Source organism: Micromonospora sp. NPDC005252, assembly GCF_042872475.1.
Lineage (GTDB): Bacteria > Actinomycetota > Actinomycetes > Mycobacteriales > Micromonosporaceae > Micromonospora.
The window spans coordinates 215,787-235,298 of record NZ_JBIAKN010000005.1 but is presented as its reverse complement, the minus strand read 5'-3'; the positions used below and the strand labels follow the sequence as shown (position 1 = coordinate 235,298).

The following is a 19,512-nucleotide window of genomic DNA, read 5'->3' as shown; positions in this document are numbered from 1 at the left end:
GTCAGGCGCCGCGTCCCGGGCACCGCTGACCCGTCACCCCTTGGGCAGCTCCGCTGGCTTGTGGACGTACTCGCGGAGATGGGTGGCGGTGAGGGTGTCGCCGTGGGCGACCAGGTCCGCCGGCGTGCCGGTGAAGACGATGCGCCCGCCGTCGTGCCCGGCGCCCGGGCCGAGGTCGATGAGCCAGTCCGCGTGGGCCATCACGGCCTGGTGGTGCACCGTGTTGCCGGCGTCGACCATGCGGTCCAACAGGGCCAGCAGTTGGTCCACGTCGGCCAGGTGCAGGCCGGTGGTGGGCTCGTCGAGGACGTACGTGCTGGTCTTCTCCGCCAGGTGGATGGCGAGCTTGAGCCGTTGCCGCTCCCCGCCGGACAGGGTGGTCAGCGGCTGGCCGAGGCTGAGGTAGCCCAACCCGACGTCGACCAGCCGGTGGAGGATGAGGTGCGCCGGCCCGCTGGGGAAGAACCCGTACGCCTCGGTGACCGACATGGCCAGCACCTCGCTGATGTTCTTCCCGCGCAGGGTGTACGTGAGGACCTCGTCGGTGAACCGCCGCCCCGCGCACCGCTCGCAGACGCTCGCCACGCCGGCCATCATCGCCAGGTCCGTGTAGATCAGCCCGATGCCCTTGCAGGCCGGGCAGGCGCCTTCGGAGTTCGCGCTGAACAGCGCTGCCTTGACGCCGTTGGCCTTGGCGAAGGCGGTACGGGTCGGGTCGAGCAGTCCGCTGTAGGTGGCCGGGTTGCTGCGTCGTGATCCGCGGATCGGGGACTGGTCGACGATCACCACACCGGCCCGGCCGCGCAGTGAGCCGTGGATCAGCGAGCTCTTGCCGGAGCCGGCCACGCCGGTGACCACGGTGAGGACGCCGAGCGGGATGTCCACGTCCACGTCGCGCAGGTTGTGCAGGTCGGCGTGGCGGATGCCGAGCTGCCCGGTCGGTCGGCGTACCTCGTCGCGCACCCTCACCCGGTGGTTTAGGTGCCGCCCGGTGAGGGTGCCCGAGCGGCGCAGGCCGGGGACGTCGCCGGTGAAGCAGATCTGCCCGCCGGCGCTGCCCGCGCCCGGCCGAAGGATCGCCTGCGGGCCGTGGACCTCGCCGCCACCGTGGGGATCTCGGTGCAGCAGGTGCGCAACTACGTCGAGGAGGGCGTGCTGCCGCCGGTGCGGCGTACCGCGAGCGGCTACCGGATCTTCACGACCGCACACGCCCGCGCGCTGACCGTGGCCCGGCGGCTGGCCGAGGGGCACGGCTGGGGCCGTACCCGGGAGATCATGGCGGCGGTGCACCGCGGTGACGTGCCGGCGGCCCTGGCGGCGCTCGACGGCGGCCATGCCGAGCTGGACCGCAAACGCGCCGACATCCGCCGCGTGCTCGGCGCCTTCGAGACCGTGCTGGCCAACCCGCCGGCGACCCGGCCGGCCCAGCGCCGCGGCGTCCGCATCGGCGAGGTGGCAGCCCTGGTCGGGGTGCGGACCTCGCAGCTGCGCCTGTGGGAGGCCCGCGAGCTGCTGCGGCCGGGCCGCGCGCCCGGCACCAACTACCGGGTGTACGACGAGACCGAGCTGCGCGCCGCGCAGGTCGTCGCGCTCCTGCGCCGAGGCGCCTACCCGTTCGAGATCATCGAGGCGGTGCTGGGCGAGCTGCGCACCACCGGCAGCGCCCAGCGGGTACGCGCCGAGCTGGCCCGCCGTGAGCAGGACCTGCACGCCCGCAGCCTGCGCCGGTTGCGGGGCAGCGCCGCGCTGCACGACTACCTGGTGGAGCGGGCCGCCGCCGGAAGGTCGAGCGGCCAACCGCTCCCGCCGGGCGATCTTGTTGACTAGGGTCGGGCACATGAGAGCTGCGCTGCTGGCGGTCACGGCTTCCGCCGTCCTGCTCGCCCCCGCGCCGGTCGCGGCCGCCGCGGCGGCCCCCACGCCCGTCGCCGCGACGGGCGCCGCCGCCACGGGTGCTGCCGCCACGAGTGCGGCTGCCGCCGTGCGGGCCGTGCGGTGCCCTCGGGTGCCCGCGCCGGCGATGTCCCGCCCGCCACGGCCCTCGCCCCCGCCCGCCGTGCCCGAAGCGCGGACGGTGGGCGGCGCCGGGCTGGCCACCAGCGGCCTGGTCGTGCCGACCGGCGCGGGCACGCCACCGGCGATCACCGCCACCTCCTGGCTGGTCGCGGACCTGGATTCCGGCAAGGTGCTCGGGGGCTGCGGCCCGCACGAGTACGGCACTCCGGCCAGCGTCCAGAAGCTGCTGCTGGCGGCCACGATGATGCCCCGGCTCGACCCCGCCCAGACGGTGACCGTCACCGCGGCGGACATGAACATCGAGCCCGGCTCCTCCGCCGTCGGCCTGGTCGAGGGCGGCCGCTACACCATCGAGACGATCTGGCTGGGGCTGCTGCTCAACTCCGGCAACGAGGCGGCGAACGCGCTGGCCCGGCTGGGCGGCGGGTCTGACGGCGCGGCCGGGGGAGTCCGCGCCATGAACGAGCAGGCACACCACCTGGGCGCGCTCCAGACGCACGCGGTCACGCCGTCCGGCCTGGACGGCAAGGGCCAGTTCACCAGCGCGTACGACCTGGCGCTGATCGCCCGGGCCTGCTTCGCGCAGCCGACCTTCCGGCGGTACGCGCTCACCCAGCTGGCGACGATTCCGGCCCAGCCGGCGCAGCGAACCAAGGGCTTCCAGATCCAGAACGAGAACCAGCTCATCTACCGGTACCCGGGCGCGTTGGGCGGCAAGACGGGCTTCACCGACCTGGCGCGGCACACCTACGTCGGCGCGGCGGAACGTGACGGGCGTCGGCTGGTGGTGACGCTGCTGGGCGCCGAGCCGGCGCCGATGCGCGGCTGGGAGCAGGGGGCGGCCCTGCTGGACTGGGGTTTCTCGCTGCCCCGCGACGCCAGCGTCGGCCGCCTGGTCGAGCCGGGTGAGCTGACCGCCACGCCGTCGGCCGCGCCGTCCGCGCTGGCCGCGCCCGGTCCGCCCCGCCCGGCGGCGGCCAGCGGCCCGGCGGGCACCGGCTCCGGATGGCTGTGGTCGGTGGTCGCGCTGAGTGGCGCGGGAGTGCTGGCGCTGCTGGGCGGGTTGCTGTGGCACCGCCGCCGTCGGTTGCCCGGTCAGATCGACAACAGGCCTCGGCATCCATAGACTCCGGTCTTTCTGGCAGCACGAGCCCAGGAGGATCCCTGTGTCGAGTGAACTCGAAACGCCTTCCGGCGCGGCGGCACCCCGCCGGTCGGTACGCGCGCTGACCCGCCTCGCCGGTGTGACGGCGTTCGCCGCAACGCTGATCGTCGGCGCGTCGGCTGCCGCGGTGGCCGCGCCGGTCGCGGCCGACGGCACGGTGAGCGCGGCCGCCGCCGATGCCCGCCCGCCGCGCACCACGCACGGCCCGTGCGCCTACACCGAGACGCCCGACGAGCCAGCCGCCCGGCCGGTGCCGCTGCCGCCCGACCCGCGCCGCACCCCGGACCGGGGCAGCGTCCGGGTGACCCTCTCCACCAACCAGGGGCCGATCGGGTTGACCCTGGACCGGGCCGCCGCGCCGTGCACGGTGCAGAGCTTCCTGCACCTGGTCGGCAAGCGCTTCTACGACCGCACCCCGTGCCACCGGCTCACCGCTTACCCGACGCTGAGCGTGTTGCAGTGCGGCGACCCGTCCGGCACCGGCGAGGGTGGCCCCGGCTACCGGTACCGCGACGAACTGCCGACCGACCTGCCGCCGGCCCCCACCGACCCGACCGGCGTACGCCGGGTCTACGCCCGGGGCGTGCTGGCGATGGCCAACGCCGGGCCGGACACCAACGGCAGCCAGTTCTTCCTGGTGTACGCCAACTCGGCGCTACGCCCCAACTACACGATCTTCGGCACGGTGGACGCGGCCGGGCTCGCCACCCTGGACCGGATCGCCGCTCAGGGAATCGCGCCGACGGCCGAGGACCCGGCGCCGGTCGACGGCGCTCCCGCGCAGCCGGTGACCATCCGGCGTGCCGTCCGGGCACACCACCACCACTGACCCGCTCGGCGCGGTGGGCGGCCCCGGTCGCCCACCGCGCCGCGAAGCGTCCACGTCCGTGGTCGTCGCTTATGGGGCGGACCGGCAGGCCGGAATTTTCGCAGCTGGACCGGAACAGGTGGAACCGGAATCCGACCCGGTTCGGGCCGTCGGAACGGAAGGGATCAGCCGGTCGGCGGGACGGCGGTGCTGTCCCGGACGACCAGCTCGGTGGCCAGCTCCACCCGGGGCGAGTCGATGCCCTCGCCCTGGGCCAGTCGCAGCACCGTCCGCACCGCCAGCCGGCCCATCTCGACCAGGGGCTGCCGGACGGTGGTCAGCGGCGGTGACGCCCACCGGGCTTCCGGCAGGTCGTCGAACCCGACCACGCTGACGTCGTCGGGAACCCGCAGCCCGCGGCGGCGGATGGCCTCGTAGACGCCGAACGCCATCTGGTCGCTGGCCGCGAAGATGCCGGTCGGCGGGTCGGCCAGATCGAGCAGCGCCGTGCCGCCGGCGAAGCCGGAGGCGTGGTAGAAGTCGCCCGGGTAGATCAGCGCGTCGTCCACCGGCACGCCGGCGGCCTCCAGCCCGGCGCGGTAGCCGTCGAGGCGGGCCCGGCTGCACAGCAGGTGTGTCGGCCCGGCCACGAACCCGATCCGCCGGTGTCCGACCGCCAGCAGGTGCTCGGTCGCGGCGAGCCCGCCGGCCCAGTTGGTGGCGCCGATCGTCGGGACGTCCATCGCCGGCACGCCGGCCGGGTCGACGACCACCACCGGCACGTTGAGGCGGCGCAGTTGCGCGTGCAGGGGCGGGCTCAAGTGCGACGTCACGAAGATGACGCCGTCGGTGGCGCGGGTGCGCAGGTTCTGCAACCACTGCCGGGCCGCCGTGGGCTGCCGGTGGATCGCGGAGACCACGGTGCCCACCCCGGCGGCGTGCCCGACGTCCTCCACGCCCCGGATGATCTCCACGGCCCAGGGGCTGTCCAGGTCGTTGAAGACCAGGTCGACGAGGCCCGCGCGGCGGACGCTGCGGCTGCTGCGGCGCCGGTAGCCGTGGTGGCGCAGCAGCTCCTCGACGCGTTCCCGGGTGTCGGGGGCCACATCGGACCGGCCGTTGAGCACCCGTGACACGGTCGGCACCGAGACCCCGGCCTCCCGTGCGATCGCGGTGATGGTCACCCTGCGTCCGTCGTCCGCGTCCACCCGTGTCTCCTTCACCGCTCCGGAGAGACGACCGCGAGCGTCGTCCATCCAGTGTCCCGGAACGGCACGCCCGCTCCTCGCGCCATCTTGCCTCACGGACGGGGGTTGACGACACGCCAGGTCGGTTCTAGCGTTCGGCTGAGTTGCGGAAATGTTCCGGTAATTTGTCGGATGCGTATCGGCGTACGGTCCCGTCTCCGCCGCCCGGCTGTCGGCGTCGGCCACGCCGTGGACGCACCTGATCAGTGCCACGCGACAGACAAGGGGCGCCATGCACACCGACCTGCCCGAGGCGCAGCTACGCGAGTACCGCGGCGTGGTGCGGGACCCGGCCGACTTCGACGAGTTCTGGGCCGACACCCTGGCGCAGGCCCGTGACGCCACCTGGCCGGTCCGGCTCGAGCCCGTGGTGACCGGCCTGCGAGCCATCGACGTGTACGACGTGACGTTCCCCGGGTTCGCCGGTCAGCCCGTACGGGCCTGGCTGCGGGTGCCGCACGGGGCCGGCACGGCGCTGCCGACCGTCGTGCAGTACGTGGGCTACGGGGGCGGGCGCGGGCACGCGCTGGAGAACCTGCTCTGGGCGTCGGCCGGGTTCGCCCATCTGCAGATGGACACCCGGGGGCAGGGTTCGGGCTGGAGCCGGGGCGTCACCGCGGACCTGGGCGCCGCCGGCCCGGAGGCGCCCGGCGTGGCGACGCGGGGCATCGCGGATCCCCGCACCTACTACTACCGGCGGTTGATCACCGACGCGGTCCGGGCGGTGGACGCGGCCCGGACCCTGCCGATGGTCGACCCGACCCGGGTGGCGGTGCTCGGGCACAGCCAGGGTGGCGCACTGGCGCTCGCGGCGGGCGCGTTGGCGCGCGGTGTGCGGGCCGTGGTCGCCCTCGTGCCGTTCCTCTGTGACATCCCGCGTGCCGTGGTGGTCACCGACGCCCACCCGTACCGGGAAGTCCGCGACTACCTGGCGATCCATCGGGACGCCGAGGAGCGGGTGCTGACCACCCTGTCGTACGTCGACGGCGTCAACTTCGCCCGACGCTGCCGCCGGCCGGCTCGCTACTCGGTGGCGCTGATGGACGACATCGTGCCGCCGTCGGGGGTGTACGCCGCCCACAACGCCCATGCCGGGGCGACGGAGCTGTCGGTGTGGCGGTACAACGGCCACGAGGCCGGCGGGATCGACGACGACGAGGCGGCCCTGCGCTTCCTCGGCGCGCACCTGGTCGAAGCCCCCGACCCGGCGCCGACCGTGGCGGATTCGGCTCCGCTGGCGGCCGGCGGTTGAACGGGCTCGCGGCGGCCGGCGGTTGATCCGGCGCGCGGCACCGACCGCTGCTGATAGACAGGACGGGTGCGCAGGTCAGTGCGGGTGGGTGGCGGCGTCGTGCTGGCGCTCGTCGCGGTGCTCGGCGGCTGCTCCCGTCCGCAGCCGCGTCCGGGCCCGACGGCCCCGGTCTCGGCCCCGCTGACCGGGTCGGCGAGCCCTCCACCGTCGTCGGGGACGCCGACCCCGTCGGCGACCGGCGGGTTGCCGGGCTTCGTGGTGCTTACCGACGTCGACCCGCGCATTCACGCCGACATCCGCTACGCCACGGCGCACAACTTCGTGGGCCGGCCGATCGCCGGCTACCGCGAGCCGCTGTGCCTGCTCACCCGTCAGGCCGCCGAGGCGTTGCGCCGGGTCCAGGACGCCGCGCTGGCCGGCGGCCACAGCCTCAAGGTGTACGACTGCTACCGCCCGCAGCCGGCGGTGGACGATTTCGTCGCCTGGTCGAAGCGCCCCGGTGAGCAGCAGACCAAGGCCGAGTTCTATCCGGACCTGGCCAAGGACCGGCTCTTCGCCGACGGCTACATCGGCGCGCCGACCGCCCACAGCCGGGGCAGCACGCTGGACCTGACGCTCGTCGACGAGCCGCCCGCCAGCCAACCCGCGTACGTGCCCGGGCAGCCGCTGGTTCCCTGTACGGCGCCGCCGGGGCGGCGCTTCGCCGACAACAGCATCGACATGGGCACCGGGTTCGACTGTTTCGACGCCCGGGCGCACACCGCCGACCCCCGCATCACCGGCACGGCGCGGGACAACCGGCAGTTGCTGCGGCGGCTGATGACCGACGCCGGGTTCGTCAACTACGACCGCGAGTGGTGGCACTACAGCCTCCGCGACGACCCGCACCCGCGCACGTACTTCGCCGCGCCGGTGGCCCGCTCCTCGCTCGGGTGACACGCTCCTCGGCGCGACCGCCCGCGGTGTCGGCGTTCGGTCGACGAAGCGCGGCTCAGGTCCAGTAAGCAGCGGCTCAGGTCCAGTAGAGGATGCGGCAGGCCGGTACGCGGGCGGCCAGCTCGTCGGTGAACCAGCTCCGCAGCTCGGCCATCGTGTCGCGGGGGTAGACGTACTTCACCGCGCCGAACCTGCCGTGTTTGCGGCTGCGGGACTCCTCGTCCATCTCCAGGCGGGTGTGCGGGTACCAGCCGAGCAGCACCTCCTTGCTGCCCGGGGTGAACCGGTGGGTGATCAGCTCGGCGGTCAGGTCCAGCTCCGGGACCCCGTCGACCGCCGCGCGGACCTGGTCCAGCAGCTCGCCGTAGCGTTCGCGCCAGTTTGGCAGGGGCATGATCGGCGCGATGGTCAGCCCGACGGGATAGCCGTCGAGCGCGAGCCGGCGCAGCGCGGCGAGCCGGTCCGGCACCCGCGCCGTGCCGCCCTCGAACCGTTCGCTGACCGGGGCGCAGTTGACGCTGAACCGGACCCGGGTGCGGCAGTGGTGGGGCAGCCCGACGAAGGTGTCCACGTCGGCGTACTTGGTGGTCCAGCGCAACTGCACGGGCGCGTCCCAGTCGGCGAAGTGCCGCACCGCCCGCCGCCAGCTGCCGGTCAGGTGTTCCAGCGCGAGGGGGTCGGTGTAGCAGGACGCCTCGAAGGTGGTGCCCTCGTCGGCGCGGCGTGCGTTGCGGCTGGTCACCGTTCCGCGCCCGGCGTACGGGGCCAACCCGGCCAGGATGTCGTCGAGGTCCGCGTACACCCGGGTCACCGGCGGGCCGGAGAGCGAACCGGCGAGGTAGCAGTACTGACAGTGCGCGGGGCAGCCCTCGGCGAAATCGACGCGCCAGTCGGCGCTGGGCGCGATGGGTTGCAGGACACGCCGCGAGGGCGGGCTCACCACGATCGCCATGGTCGCCTTGGCGCGCGCGTACGTCTCGGAGTCGGTCTGCCCGCGTACGCCGGTGAGCCGGTTCGACCGCAGTCGTTCCACCTCGATACCCAGCGCCCGCACGCGGTCGACGATCCGCTGCCCGTGGGGGTGGTCCAGGGCGGCCGGGGTGGCCACCACCCGGCCCGGGGTCCAGCGGCGTGCCGGTCTCGCCGCCGGGGCGAGCCCGGCCAGGTCGCGGGTCGGCACCCGCTCGCCGCTGGCGTCGTGCGGCGCGGCGGGCACGTCCACGGCGAGCGGCTGGTCGACGTCGACCGCGTCCGGGCTGGTCATCCGGCCGGGGTACCCGCTGCCGCAGGAATCCCACCCGATCGGTCGACCGCCGATTGACGCACCGGGCGGCACCGCATAACCTTTCGTCTATCTGTAAACCTTGTGAACAGATAGTTCACGTCGACGCGGCGGCGCGCGTCCCGACCGAAGGGACGATCAGGTGATCGCAGAACTTCCCTCTCGTACCAGAAGGATCCTGTCGGTTTTCGTCGCCCTCGTCGTCGCCGTGAGCGCCGGCCTCGGCCTCGGCGTCGCGCGCAGCGCGCAGGCCGCGCCGACGTTCAAGGTCCTGGCCTTCTACAACGGCACCTGGGACGCCGCGCACATCGACTTCGACCGCGACGCCCGCGCCTGGTTCCCGCAGGCCGCCGCCCAGTACGGCTTCTCCTGGGAGGCCACCACCAACTGGGGTCTGCTGAACACCGCGAACCTGGCCCAGTACAAGGTCATCATGTTCCTCGACGACGCTCCGCCCGCCGCGCAGCGGCCCGCCTTCCAGCAGTACATGCAGAACGGCGGGGCGTGGATGGGCTTCCACGTCAGCGCGTTCACCACCGACCCGTCGAGCTGGAGCTGGTACTACAACACCTTCCTCGGCTCCGGCTCCTTCCAGACCAACACCTGGGGGCCGACCCGCGTCACGATGCGCGCCGACAACCGCACCCACCCGGCCACCCAGGCGCTCCCGGCGACCTTCGCGTCGTCGGTCAGCGAGTGGTACTCCTGGAGCAACGACCTGCGCCAGAACCCGGACATCGACATCCTGGCCTCCGTCGACCCGTCCAGCTTCCCGGTCGGCACGGACCCCAACCAGTCCTGGTACGGCGGCTACTACCCGCTGGTGTGGAGCAACAAGCGCTACAAGATGCTGTACGCCAACTTCGGGCACAACGCGATGAACTACAGCACCAACACCGGCCTGTCCTCCACCTTCGACAGCCCGCAGCAGAACAAGCTGCTGATCGACGGTCTGCACTGGCTCGCCGGCGCCGGCACGACGCCCACCCCGACGCCCACGCCGACGGGCACCGCCGGCCCGATCTCGCCGACCGCCTGGCATACCGTCGTCAACCGGGGCAGCGGCAAGTGCGTGGACGCCCGGGCCGCCGGCACCGCCAACGGCACCGCCATCCAGCAGTACGCGTGCAACAGCAGCGCCGCCCAGCAGTACCAGTTCGCGCCGACCAGTGGCGGCTACCTGCGCATCAACAACCGCGGCAACAGCGCCCAGGTGCTCGACGTGACCGATCGGTCGACCGCCGACTCGGCGCCCATCCAGCTCTGGTCGTACAGCGGCGGCAACAACCAGCAGTGGCGGGCGGAATCCGAGGGCGGCGGCTACTACCGGCTGGTCAACCGCAACAGCGGCAAGTGCCTGGACGTGCCGGGAGCGTCCACCGCGGACAGCGTCCAGCTCATCCAGTACACCTGCAACGGCACGGCCGCGCAGTCCTTCCGGCTGGTGCCGCAGCCGTAGCTCGCGGGCGGTAGCGTCCGCGCATGGCCATCCCTGATCGTGTGCCCATCGCGTACGAATCCGACTACCGCACCCGCTACATCGGCAGGTACGACAAGGGCCAGTTCTTCGGCTCCGTCACCGCGACACTTGAGGACGGTGCCGGAGCCGAAGACGACTGGTACCGCCACAAGCGGTGGTACGCGGTGCTGCACCGGTTCGACGCCGACGGCGTGCATACCGACTCGGACATCTGGTTCGCCGGCACCAGCGAAGACGAGGACGCCTCGATCACCCGTGCCGAGGCCCGCCTCCTCGAATGGATCGACGGGCTGCCCGGCCGGGTCTTCGGCGACATCGCCATCGCGCTGTTCCAGGTCGAGGTCGACGGGCACGCCTTTGGCCTGGTCGACTGGTCCGCGGAGTACGACGGCGCGGACCACGCCGAGTTCGTCCCCGACGAACTGGGCTTCGACCCGCCCTGGGACGGCTGCTACGACACCTGAGCCCCGCTACGTCGCTCGGCGGCCCGCCCCGACGCCCCCTGGCGTGCCCTGTCGAGCTGCCCCACGAACGGGGCAGGCAGGCGGGCAGACGTGTCGGTCCCGCGACCACCGTCGGCCGTGAGCGGCGGCGCGACCGCCGTGGGCGGTGCTTCCTCCGGCTGGCCTCGGCGGAAGCACCGCCCCATCTATGGGGCAGCTCGACAGGTCGCGAGAGTGACTCCCCGGGGCCAGACCACGGCCGGCCGCGCGGGCGCAATATCCTTTGCGGACAGCTCCTGCCCCGCCTACCGTCATGCGCAGTACGGCCGAGCACACCCGGGGAGCACGCCATGTCGCAACGCACAGCCACCGACGCCACCTGGCGCAGGCCAGGTAGCGGTGCCGGTGCCGCGTTGCCGCCCGGCGCGTCGTACCGCTGTCTCGGCCGGCCCGCGCAGGGGCGACCCCAGGCTCGGTGCCAGTGGCGGCGACCTCGCTGACGCCACACGCGTCAGGCGTGGCCGCCCACCCCCTGCGGGTTGGCGGCCCTTTTCGTATCCGACGAGCTTTCGCGCCGGTTCCATCCTGGCGCACGATCATTTCCGGTCATCAATAACGATTGGTGCCGGCCTGACACGAGGAGACCACGATGGGATTCATCCCCCTGGCCGGTACCCGGGCGCCCGTCCGGGTCTGGACCGACCCGTACGCCATCGAGCCGCAGGCCGCGAAGCAGCTGCGCAACATCGGCGCGCTGCCCTGGGTGCAGGGCGTCGCCGTCATGCCCGACGTGCACTTCGGCAAGGGCGCCACTGTCGGCTCGGTGATCGCCATGCGACAGGCCGTCTCGCCGGCCGCGGTCGGTGTCGACATCGGCTGCGGCATGTCGGCGGTGCGTACCTCGCTGACCGCCGCCGACCTGCCGGACGACCTGGCCGGGCTGCGTTCCGCGATCGAGGCCACCATCCCGGTCGGCTTCGCCCAGCGGACCGAGGCGGTCAACCCGCGCCGGGTCCGTGGCCTGGAGCAGGCCGGCTGGGACGACTTCTGGAGTCGGTTCGCCAGCCTGGACCGCCGGGTGGCGCAGCTGGAGACCCGGGCCCAGCGGCAGCTCGGGACGCTCGGCGGCGGCAACCACTTCATCGAGGTCTGCCTGGAGCAGGGCGGCGCCGACGAGGGCCGGGTCTGGCTGATGCTGCACTCCGGGTCGCGCAACATCGGCAAGGAGCTGGCCGAACGGCACATCGGAGTGGCCCGCAAGCTGCCGCACAACGTCGACCTGCCCGACCGGGACCTGGCGGTGTTCCTCGCCGGAACGCCCGAGATGGACGCGTACCGGCGGGACCTGTGGTGGGCGCAGGAGTACGCGCGGCGCAACCGGGCCGTCATGCTGGCCCTGCTCTGCGGTGTGGTGCGTGAGCACTTCCCGCAGGTCGGCTACGACGAACCCATCTCCTGCCACCACAACTACGTGTCCGAGGAGAGCTACGACGGGGTGGAGGTGCTGGTCACCCGCAAGGGCGCGATCCGGGCTGGCCGGGGCGACCTGGGCATCATCCCCGGGTCGATGGGCACCGGGTCGTACATCGTGCGGGGCCGGGGCAACCCGGACGCGTACTGCTCGGCCTCACACGGCGCCGGCCGGCGGATGTCGCGGGCGCAGGCCAAGCGGACGTTCAGCACCGACGACCTGGCCGCGCAGACCGCCGGCGTCGAGTGCCGCAAGGACGCCGGGGTGGTCGACGAGATCCCCGGCGCGTACAAGGACATCACCGAGGTGATGGCCCAGCAGGAGGACCTGGTGGAGGTGGTCGCGCACCTCAAGCAGGTCGTCTGCGTGAAGGGCTGACGGGGGTACGCGCGGGCCGGGAGCACCGGCCCGCGCGGCGTCCCCTCAGAAGCCGACGAAGACCCGGCGGAGGTCGTCCAGGGTCAGCGGACCGGTCACCTGGACCCCGTCCGGCGTGTACTGCGGCCCGAGCCGGCCGACCACCAGCCGCAGCCACGTCTCGGCCGGCAGGGACAGCTCGCCGTCGGGCTGCTCCGGCGCGTCGGTAAGCGTGATCTGCTCGCCCAGCCGCAGCCCGAACGTGCGCTCCGGGTCCCGCAGCCGGACCAGCAGGGTGGCCTCCCGGCCGCCCAGCTCCTGCGGCCGGCCCGTCCAGCCCAGCATGCCGCCGATCTGCTCGATCAGCAGCGGCACCGCCTCCGGCGTCACCGCCGCGAACGGGTTGAACGCCACCTCGGCGTCCCACTGGTGCAGGGCGAACTCGCTGAGCCGGAACCGTCCGGCGGTGGCCACGTCCACCGGCTCCGGCAGGAAGCCGAGGTTGATCCGCAACGTCGCGCGGGTGTCGGCGTCCAGCGCCTCGTACGCCTCGACCAGCCGCTGGTTGGACTCCAGGAAGCCGGCCGCGTGCTCCTCCGGGGACATGGCGTCCCAGCGCTGCCAGACGGTGCGGTTGAAGTCGCCGTCCGGGGCGGGCGTGCCGTCGCGGGCGGCGGTCAGCCCGGCGAGGCCGATCTCCGCGCCGCTGCCGAGGTGGCTGAGCACCTGGGAGACCTGCCACTCGCTGGCACCCGAGGGCCGGCGCAGGTCGTCTTCCTTGAGGTCGCGCACGAGCGCGGCGAGCTCCTCGTGGCCCGCCCGTAGCGCATGGATGATCTGGTCGGTAGCCGTGGACATGTGTCTCCTCAACGGATCTTCGACGATGGTCGGGACGCTACCGGACGGGTGCGCCGGCCGGGCCGCTCCGATCGGGAGCGGCCCGGCCGGCCGTGTCGTCCGGCTCAGCCCATGTGCACGGCGTTGCCGGCGGGGATGTCCTCCTTGCGCACCTTCACCAGGACCAGGGTGACCAGCCCGGCGAGCACGATCAGGGCCGCGCCCCAGGCGAACGCCACGCGGTAGCCGTGCACGAGCGCCTCGACCTGGGTGACCGGGTTCGGCGCCCGGCCGAGCAAATACGCGGCCACCGCGCTGGTGTAGAAGGTGTTCAGCAGCGCGGTGCCCAGCGAGCCGCCGATCTGCTGCGTCGCGTTCAGCGTCGCGCTGGCCGCTCCGGCGTCGTGCTCCGGCACCCCGACCAGCGCGAGGCTGGACAGCGGCACGAAGGTGAAGCCGAGGCCCATGCCGAGGATGACCTGGGCGGGCAGCAGGAGGGTGAGGAACGAGGTGTCCACGTCGATCTGGGTGAGCGTCAGCATGGCCACGGCGGCGAGCACGGCGCCGCCGACCATCAGCGGCTTCGCGCCCACCTTCGGCATCAGCTGGCTGGCGCCACCCGCCGCGATCAGCACGCCCGCGGTGACCGGCAGCGACGCGAGCCCCGCCTCGAGGGGCTTGTACTGCAACACCACCTGGAAGTAGAAGGTGAGGAAGAGGAACGCCCCGAACAGGCCGGCGCCGATCAGCGTGGAGGCGAGGTACGCCCCACCCCGGTTGCGGTCCAGGATGATCCGCAGCGGCAGCAGCGGGTGGTTGGAGCGCAGCTCGATCACCACGAAGGCGGCCAGCAGCACCACACCGGCGGCGATGAAGCCGAGCGTCGCGGTGGCGTCCCAACCGTCCTCGGCGGCCTTGGTGAAGCCGTACACCAGGGAGACCAGGCCGGCGGTGACGACGACCGCGCCGGGCACGTCGTAGCGGGTGTTGCCGTGCGCCCGGCTCTCCGGCACCAGCGGGATCGCGAAGGCGATCGCGACGGCGGCGACCGGGATGTTCACCAGCAGGCACCAGCGCCAGTCGGCGTACTCGGTCAGCACCCCGCCGAGCAGCAGCCCGACCGCGGACCCACCGCCGGCGATCGCGCCGTACACGGCGAACGCCTTGGCCCGCTCCGTGGCCTCGGTGAACAGCACCGTGAGCAGCGCCAGCGCGGCCGGGGCGAGCAGCGCGCCGAAGGCGCCCTGCAACGCGCGGGCGGCGAACAGCATCTCGCCGCTGGTGGCCAGACCGCCCAGCGCGGACGCCAGCGCGAAGCCGACCATGCCGACGAGGAACGTGCGCTTGCGACCCCAGTAGTCGGCGATCCGGCCGCCGAGCAGGAGCAGACCGCCGAAGGCCAGCGTGTAGGCGGTGATCACCCACTGCCGGTTCGCGTCGGTGATCCCCAGGTCCGCCTGGGCCTGCGGGAGCGCGATGTTCACGATCGTGGCGTCCAGGACGACCATCAGCTGTGAGACCGCGATGACCGCCAGCGCGATCCAGCGCCGCGGGTGCGGCGCGCCTGTCGACGTCCCGGCGCCGGGTGCGCCGGGGGCTGTCGAGGTGGTTCCGGGCATGGTGAAGCCTTCCGTGGTGCGGATGTCGAGGGATCAGGCCTGGGACGGGCGGTCGTGCTGGTAGCGGAGCACCGGGATCAGCACCTGGTCGACGACCTGGGTGAGGAACGCGTCGTCGGCGGGCAGGCCGTGCGCGACGACGCGGGACAGGGTGAGCGCGGGCGCCAGGTCGTGGAACAGCTCCCGTTCACCGGCGTCCGGGGGGATCTCCCCGCGGGCGGCGGCGCGGACGAGGATGGCCGTGCTGGCCACCCGCCCGGCGGGCAGCACCTGGTGGCGTACCAGGCGTTCCAGCTCCGGGCTGGTCCGCATGGCGAAGGTCAGCGCCTGCATCAGGTCGCAGTCGGCGACGCAGATGGCTGCGGTGGCGCGCAGCAGCTCGATCAGGTCGCCCCGCAGCGAGCCGGTGTCGGGCGGGTTGTGCACGCCGACCTGACGGTCGCGCAGGGCGGCGACGACCAGCTCGGCCTTGCCGTCCCACCGCCGGTAGATGGTGGCCTTGCTCACGTGTGCGCGGGCGGCGACGGCGTCGATGGTCATCCGGTCGTAGCCGACCTCGCGCAGCAGGTCGATCACCACGGTGAACAGGTCGCTGGACGTGCAGCGCGCGGCCCGGGCGGCCGGCACCCCGACGCCCGCGCTCACCTGCTGACCATCCAACACCCGAAGACCCCCCGCGAAACGATGTCGTACTGACCCTAGTTCGTTGCTGGCCGTTCCTGCAGGCTTTTATGAGGTGCGTCGCACCCGGCGGACGAAACGGTTACGTTTCTGTCCCACGTCGGGCGGATGAACCCCGTGGTCAGCTCCCGGTGGGCGCGAGGATCACCGGCACGACCACGGTGTTGATCCGGGCGCCGTCGCGCGGGGACACCTCGTACACCTCGATCGTGCCGTGCTGCTCCCGGGCCGTGCGCCAACCGACCACCAGCCGGTAGGCGCCCCGGCAGCCACTGCCGCAACTGGCGGTGCCGAAGCCGGTGGCCACCTCCCGGCCGGCGGCGTCCAGCACCCGGATGCTCACCGTGGCCTCGAACACGTCGGCGGTGCCGGTGACGGTGAGGGGGGCGGTGACCCGCTCGCCGACGCTCGGGGCGGTCACCACGATCGGCGCGAGCAGGTCCGGGTAGTCGGCCCGGCCGACCGGTGCCCCGCCGGGGAAGCGGACCTGCCGGACGGTGGGGAACTGGGTGAGCGTCCACACCACCTGCGCCTCGCGCAGCCGCCGACGCTCCGCCGGGTCGTTGCCGGACGGAACGGGACCGAGCGTCGCCACGCCGTCGGTGATCCGGGTGACCTCGACACCGGCCGGCAGCAGGGTGACCATCCCGGTGGCGGCCTCGGCCGGCGTGGGCCCGGCGGCCAGTTCGGTCAGCGCGAGCCGGGACGTCGTGAGGGTGGCCGGCCGGGTGCGCCGGGTGGGGACGAGCAGGCCGTTTCGCACGTACCACAGCTCGATCGTCACCGGGTCCGCCCGGCGCGTGGCGGTGGCTGTCGGTGCCGGCGGACGCGGCGCGGTGCGGGTGGCCACCGGCGACGGTGGTGGCCCGGACGGCGGGGTGGGCGCGGAGGTCGGGCCTCCGGCGGGCGGGGTGCTGTGCGGCGGCGCGGTGGGCGCCGCGCCCAGGACGCCGGAGCGGGGCGTGCCGCACGCGCCGAGCAGGAGCGCGGCGACGAGCACCGGCACGCCGACCGCGCGCCACCCGCCGCGCCGGCGCACGCTGACCGCGCCGCGCCGGTTCACGCTGACCGTGCCGCGGCGGCTCATCCGTCACCGCCCGTCGGGCCGGCGGGCGCCGCCTCGGCGTCCTCGTCGAGGTGCCCCGCCGGGCGTGGCACGCCGCCGGGCGGCCCGTCCGGGCCGTGCGCGGGCAGTTCCAGACGGAACCGGGCGCCGGCACCCGGCGCGCTGCGGACGCTCAGCACCCCGCCGAGCAGGGCGGCGTGTTCCCGGGCGATGGCCAGGCCGAGCCCGCTGCCCGGCGCGGAACGCGAGGCGTCGACCTTGTGGAACCGGTCGAACACGTGCGGCAGGTGCTCGGCGGGAATGCCCGGCCCCTGGTCGGTGACCTCGAAGACGACGAGCGCGCCCGCCCCGGTGACGGTCGCCCGGATCTCGCCGCCGCCGTGCTCGACCGCGTTGGTGACCAGGTTGGCCAGGACACGCTCCAGGCGACGCGGGTCCGTGCGCAGCGCGACCGGGTCGCCGGTGACCAGCACGCGCTCCGACCAGCCGCGCGCCGCGACGATCGTGCGCAGCAGCGCCGGCGCGTCCACCGGCTCGACGTTCGGCCGTTCCCGCCCTGCGTCCAGCCGCGAGATCTCCATCAGGTCCTCGACCAGGCGACGCAGGCGGACCACGTCGCCCACCAGCAGCCGGGCGGCCGGCCGGGCGTCGTCGGGCAGCCGGTCCAGCTGCTCGCGCAGCAGCGAGGCCGCGGCCACCAGTGCGGTCACCGGGGTACGCAGCTCGTGCGCCACATCGGCGGTGAACCGCCGCTCCCGGGCCTGCGCGGCCGACAGGGCGGCGATCTTCGACTCCAGCGCCTCGGCCATCTCGTTGAACGACGCCGCCCACACGCTGAACTCGTCGCGCCCGCGGACCGGCAGGCGGGTGGCGAGCAGCCCTTCGGTGAGCGCGCGGGCGGCGCGGCTGGCCCGACCCACCGGCTCCAGGGTGCGGCGGGCCAGGAGATGGCCCACCCCGGCGGCGACCAGCACGACGAGCACCCAGCCGGCCAGCAGTGCGGTGCGCACCTGACCCAGGTCGGCGGCGATGTCGTCCTCCACGGTGATCACGTACAGCTCCGCGGTCGAGCCGGGGATGCGTCCGCCGACCACCAGCAGTCGGGGTCGCTGGCCCGGCGCCGAGCGCTGGTAGGCGAGCTGCCCGTCGGCGACCGCGGCCCGCAGTCGCGTGCCCAGGGCGGGGGCGTACGCGGGATGGGAGGGGCGGGTCGGGCCGTCGACGAGGACGACGTGCCGGCCGCTGCCCTCGAAGCTGGCGAGCAGTTCGGTGCCGCGCTGCTCGGTCAGGGGCAGGAACTCACCGGCGAGCAGGAGCTGGTAGCGCGCGTCGGCGGCGGCCTCGTGCAGCGAGGCGTCCAACCAGGACTGTCGCAGCAGCACTCCCGCCCCACCGGCGAGCAGGCCGGCGGACACCCCGGCGACCAGCACGAACGCGATCGTCAGCCGGCGCCGCAGGCGGCCCGGCGCCACCGCTCGTCCGGCCATCGCCGACCTCCCGTCAGAGCGTGGACAGTTTGTAGCCGGCGCCGCGCACCGTGCGGATGCGCCGTGGGTGCGCCGGGTCGTCCTCGACCTTGGCGCGCAGCCGCTGCACCGCCACGTCGACGAGCCGCGAGTCGCCCAGGAAACGGTGGTCCCAGACCAGATCCAGCAGCAGTTCCCGGGTGAAGACCTGGCCGGGACGTCGGGCCAGCTCCAGCAGCAGACGGAACTCGGTGGCGGTCAGGGTCACCTCGCGGCCGTCGCGGCGTACCACGAAGCCGCCCGGATCGATCTCCAAGTCGCCGACGGCGATGGTGTGCGACCCGGCCGGCGCGCTCGCCCGTCGCAGCACCGAGCGGACCCGCGCCACCAGCTCGGGCAGGTCGAAGGGTTTGCGCAGGTAGTCGTCGGCGCCGCATTCGAGGCCGACCACCACGTCGAGCGTGTCGGTGCGGGCGGTCAGCATGAGGATCGGCACCTGGCTCGTGCGCCGGATCTCCCGGCAGACCTCCAGGCCGTCCAGGCCGGGCAGCATGACGTCGAGCACGATCGCGTCGACCGGGTGCGCTCGCCAGGTCATGAGCGCCTGCCGCCCGTCGACGGCGGTGTCGACCCGGAAGCCGGCGCGACGCAGACCGAGGGCGGTGACCTCCCGGATGGAGGCGTCGTCCTCGACCACCAGCACGCGGCCCTCCACCACCTGAGGGTAGACCCGCCGCGACGCTGCGCAGCCCTGGCGAAACGGTCGGTGTCGGCGGCCCGGTCGGGTTCGGGGCACGGGAACGGTCGCCCGACCTCCGGCGGGTGATCCTCGATCTTGGCTACGGCTACCATCGGGTCGCCAACGCGATGGCCGTCGATGGCCAACCTGCTCCGGGCCGTCGCCACCCGCGTGACCAGTTCACCTGAGAGGACACGACGTGCAACGTCATGGCTGCGTGATCCGGCTTCGCCCGGAGCACCGGGAGACCTACCTGCGCCTACACGCCGAGGTCTGGCCGAGCGTCGAGAAGACGCTGCGCGAGGCGAACTTCCGCAACTACACCATCTTTCTCCACGACGACCTGCTCTTCGGCTACTACGAGTACGTCGGTGACGACTACGAGGCCGACCTGCGGTACATCGCCGCCGACCCGCAGACTCAAGAGTGGTGGAAGCTGACCGACCCGTGCCAGGAGTCGCTCGCCGAACCCGGATCGGGGGACTGGTGGGCCCCGATGCGGGAGGTCTGGCACCTGGCCGACGAGGCGGCTGGAGAGGCAGCCGAGCAGACCCCGGCGAGCTAGCTGTCCGTGGTCGGGTGCCGCGTTGGTGGCTGCGCACGATGCCCGCTTGGCCGTCCGCCTCGACGGGCGGGCGGACGGCCAA

17 protein-coding genes and 1 pseudogene are annotated in these 19,512 nt (G+C 73.5%); 9 read left to right on the top strand and 9 right to left on the bottom strand.

What is annotated here, in order from left to right; genetic code table 11:
* Positions 1 to 33: 33 nt before the first annotated feature.
* Positions 34 to 1,074 (bottom strand): annotated as a pseudogene (locus ACFYPH_RS17175) (ATP-binding cassette domain-containing protein); the annotation flags it as partial.
* On the opposite strand from ACFYPH_RS17175, the gene ACFYPH_RS17170 reads away from it, so the two are divergent.
* Genes ACFYPH_RS17170 through ACFYPH_RS17160 form a run of 3 tightly spaced genes read left to right on the top strand, consistent with a single transcriptional unit; the run spans position 982 to position 4,010 of the window.
* Positions 982 to 1,827: a MerR family transcriptional regulator gene (locus ACFYPH_RS17170; protein WP_387182738.1), complete on the top strand. Its 846-nt coding sequence runs from the start codon at positions 982 to 984 to the stop codon at positions 1,825 to 1,827. The pseudogene ACFYPH_RS17175 and the gene ACFYPH_RS17170 overlap by 93 nt on opposite strands.
* Positions 1,828 to 1,837: 10 nt before the next feature.
* The gene (locus ACFYPH_RS17165) at positions 1,838 to 3,142 is read left to right on the top strand and encodes a D-alanyl-D-alanine carboxypeptidase family protein (protein WP_387182735.1); all 1,305 of its coding nucleotides are present in this window, start codon (positions 1,838 to 1,840) and stop codon (positions 3,140 to 3,142) included.
* Positions 3,143 to 3,182: 40 nt separating this feature from the next.
* Positions 3,183 to 4,010 (top strand): peptidylprolyl isomerase, encoded by an 828-nt coding sequence (locus tag ACFYPH_RS17160; RefSeq protein ID WP_354862663.1) that lies wholly within the window; start codon positions 3,183 to 3,185, stop codon positions 4,008 to 4,010.
* Positions 4,011 to 4,174: 164 nt separating this feature from the next.
* On the opposite strand, the gene ACFYPH_RS17155 is transcribed toward ACFYPH_RS17160, so the two are convergent.
* On the bottom strand, positions 4,175 to 5,197 hold the full coding sequence (locus ACFYPH_RS17155) for a LacI family DNA-binding transcriptional regulator (protein ID WP_234588215.1): 1,023 nt from the start codon (positions 5,195 to 5,197) through the stop codon (positions 4,175 to 4,177).
* Between the two features lie 271 nt (positions 5,198 to 5,468).
* Here ACFYPH_RS17155 and ACFYPH_RS17150 point away from each other — a divergent pair, with 271 nt between their 5' ends.
* Positions 5,469 to 6,488 carry an acetylxylan esterase gene (locus tag ACFYPH_RS17150; protein ID WP_387182731.1) on the top strand — a complete coding sequence of 340 codons (1,020 nt, stop codon included), beginning with the start codon at positions 5,469 to 5,471 and terminating at the stop codon, positions 6,486 to 6,488.
* 66 nt (positions 6,489 to 6,554) lie between these two features.
* Entirely contained in the window at positions 6,555 to 7,424 is an 870-nt protein-coding gene (locus tag ACFYPH_RS17145; RefSeq protein WP_355068659.1) for a M15 family metallopeptidase, read from the top strand.
* A 76-nt stretch (positions 7,425 to 7,500) separates the two neighbouring features.
* On the opposite strand, the gene ACFYPH_RS17140 is transcribed toward ACFYPH_RS17145, so the two are convergent.
* Positions 7,501 to 8,688, bottom strand: coding sequence for a spore photoproduct lyase family protein (locus ACFYPH_RS17140; RefSeq protein WP_355068660.1), 1,188 nt, complete (start codon positions 8,686 to 8,688; stop codon positions 7,501 to 7,503).
* Between the two features lie 160 nt (positions 8,689 to 8,848).
* On the opposite strand from ACFYPH_RS17140, the gene ACFYPH_RS17135 reads away from it, so the two are divergent.
* From ACFYPH_RS17135 to ACFYPH_RS17125, 3 genes are all read left to right on the top strand, one after another.
* Positions 8,849 to 10,165 (top strand): RICIN domain-containing protein, encoded by a 1,317-nt coding sequence (locus ACFYPH_RS17135; protein WP_387182727.1) that lies wholly within the window; start codon positions 8,849 to 8,851, stop codon positions 10,163 to 10,165.
* Positions 10,166 to 10,188: 23 nt separating this feature from the next.
* On the top strand, positions 10,189 to 10,650 hold the full coding sequence (locus tag ACFYPH_RS17130; RefSeq protein ID WP_354862671.1) for a hypothetical protein: 462 nt from the start codon (positions 10,189 to 10,191) through the stop codon (positions 10,648 to 10,650).
* A 628-nt stretch (positions 10,651 to 11,278) separates the two neighbouring features.
* The gene (locus ACFYPH_RS17125; RefSeq protein ID WP_387182723.1) at positions 11,279 to 12,478 is read left to right on the top strand and encodes an RtcB family protein; all 1,200 of its coding nucleotides are present in this window, start codon (positions 11,279 to 11,281) and stop codon (positions 12,476 to 12,478) included.
* Positions 12,479 to 12,523: 45 nt separating this feature from the next.
* Here the strand turns inward: ACFYPH_RS17125 and ACFYPH_RS17120 are convergent, their stop codons facing one another.
* The 6 genes from ACFYPH_RS17120 to ACFYPH_RS17095 form a co-directional block, all read right to left on the bottom strand.
* Complete coding sequence (locus ACFYPH_RS17120) at positions 12,524 to 13,315, bottom strand: maleylpyruvate isomerase family mycothiol-dependent enzyme (RefSeq protein ID WP_387182720.1); 792 nt, start codon at positions 13,313 to 13,315, stop codon at positions 12,524 to 12,526.
* A 104-nt stretch (positions 13,316 to 13,419) separates the two neighbouring features.
* On the bottom strand, positions 13,420 to 14,913 hold the full coding sequence (locus tag ACFYPH_RS17115) for an MFS transporter (protein ID WP_387182717.1): 1,494 nt from the start codon (positions 14,911 to 14,913) through the stop codon (positions 13,420 to 13,422).
* 33 nt (positions 14,914 to 14,946) lie between these two features.
* On the bottom strand, positions 14,947 to 15,558 hold the full coding sequence (locus ACFYPH_RS17110; protein ID WP_354863097.1) for a TetR/AcrR family transcriptional regulator: 612 nt from the start codon (positions 15,556 to 15,558) through the stop codon (positions 14,947 to 14,949).
* Between the two features lie 157 nt (positions 15,559 to 15,715).
* On the bottom strand, positions 15,716 to 16,681 hold the full coding sequence (locus ACFYPH_RS17105; protein WP_387182714.1) for a Gmad2 immunoglobulin-like domain-containing protein: 966 nt from the start codon (positions 16,679 to 16,681) through the stop codon (positions 15,716 to 15,718).
* Complete coding sequence (locus tag ACFYPH_RS17100; protein WP_387182710.1) at positions 16,678 to 18,147, bottom strand: ATP-binding protein; 1,470 nt, start codon at positions 18,145 to 18,147, stop codon at positions 16,678 to 16,680. The genes ACFYPH_RS17105 and ACFYPH_RS17100 overlap by 4 nt, the downstream gene beginning before the upstream one ends.
* Positions 18,148 to 18,160: 13 nt before the next feature.
* Complete coding sequence (locus tag ACFYPH_RS17095; RefSeq protein WP_354863091.1) at positions 18,161 to 18,841, bottom strand: response regulator transcription factor; 681 nt, start codon at positions 18,839 to 18,841, stop codon at positions 18,161 to 18,163.
* Positions 18,842 to 19,082: 241 nt separating this feature from the next.
* On the opposite strand from ACFYPH_RS17095, the gene ACFYPH_RS17090 reads away from it, so the two are divergent.
* Entirely contained in the window at positions 19,083 to 19,430 is a 348-nt protein-coding gene (locus ACFYPH_RS17090) for an L-rhamnose mutarotase (protein WP_355136827.1), read from the top strand.
* The last annotated feature ends 82 nt before the right edge of the window (positions 19,431 to 19,512 follow it).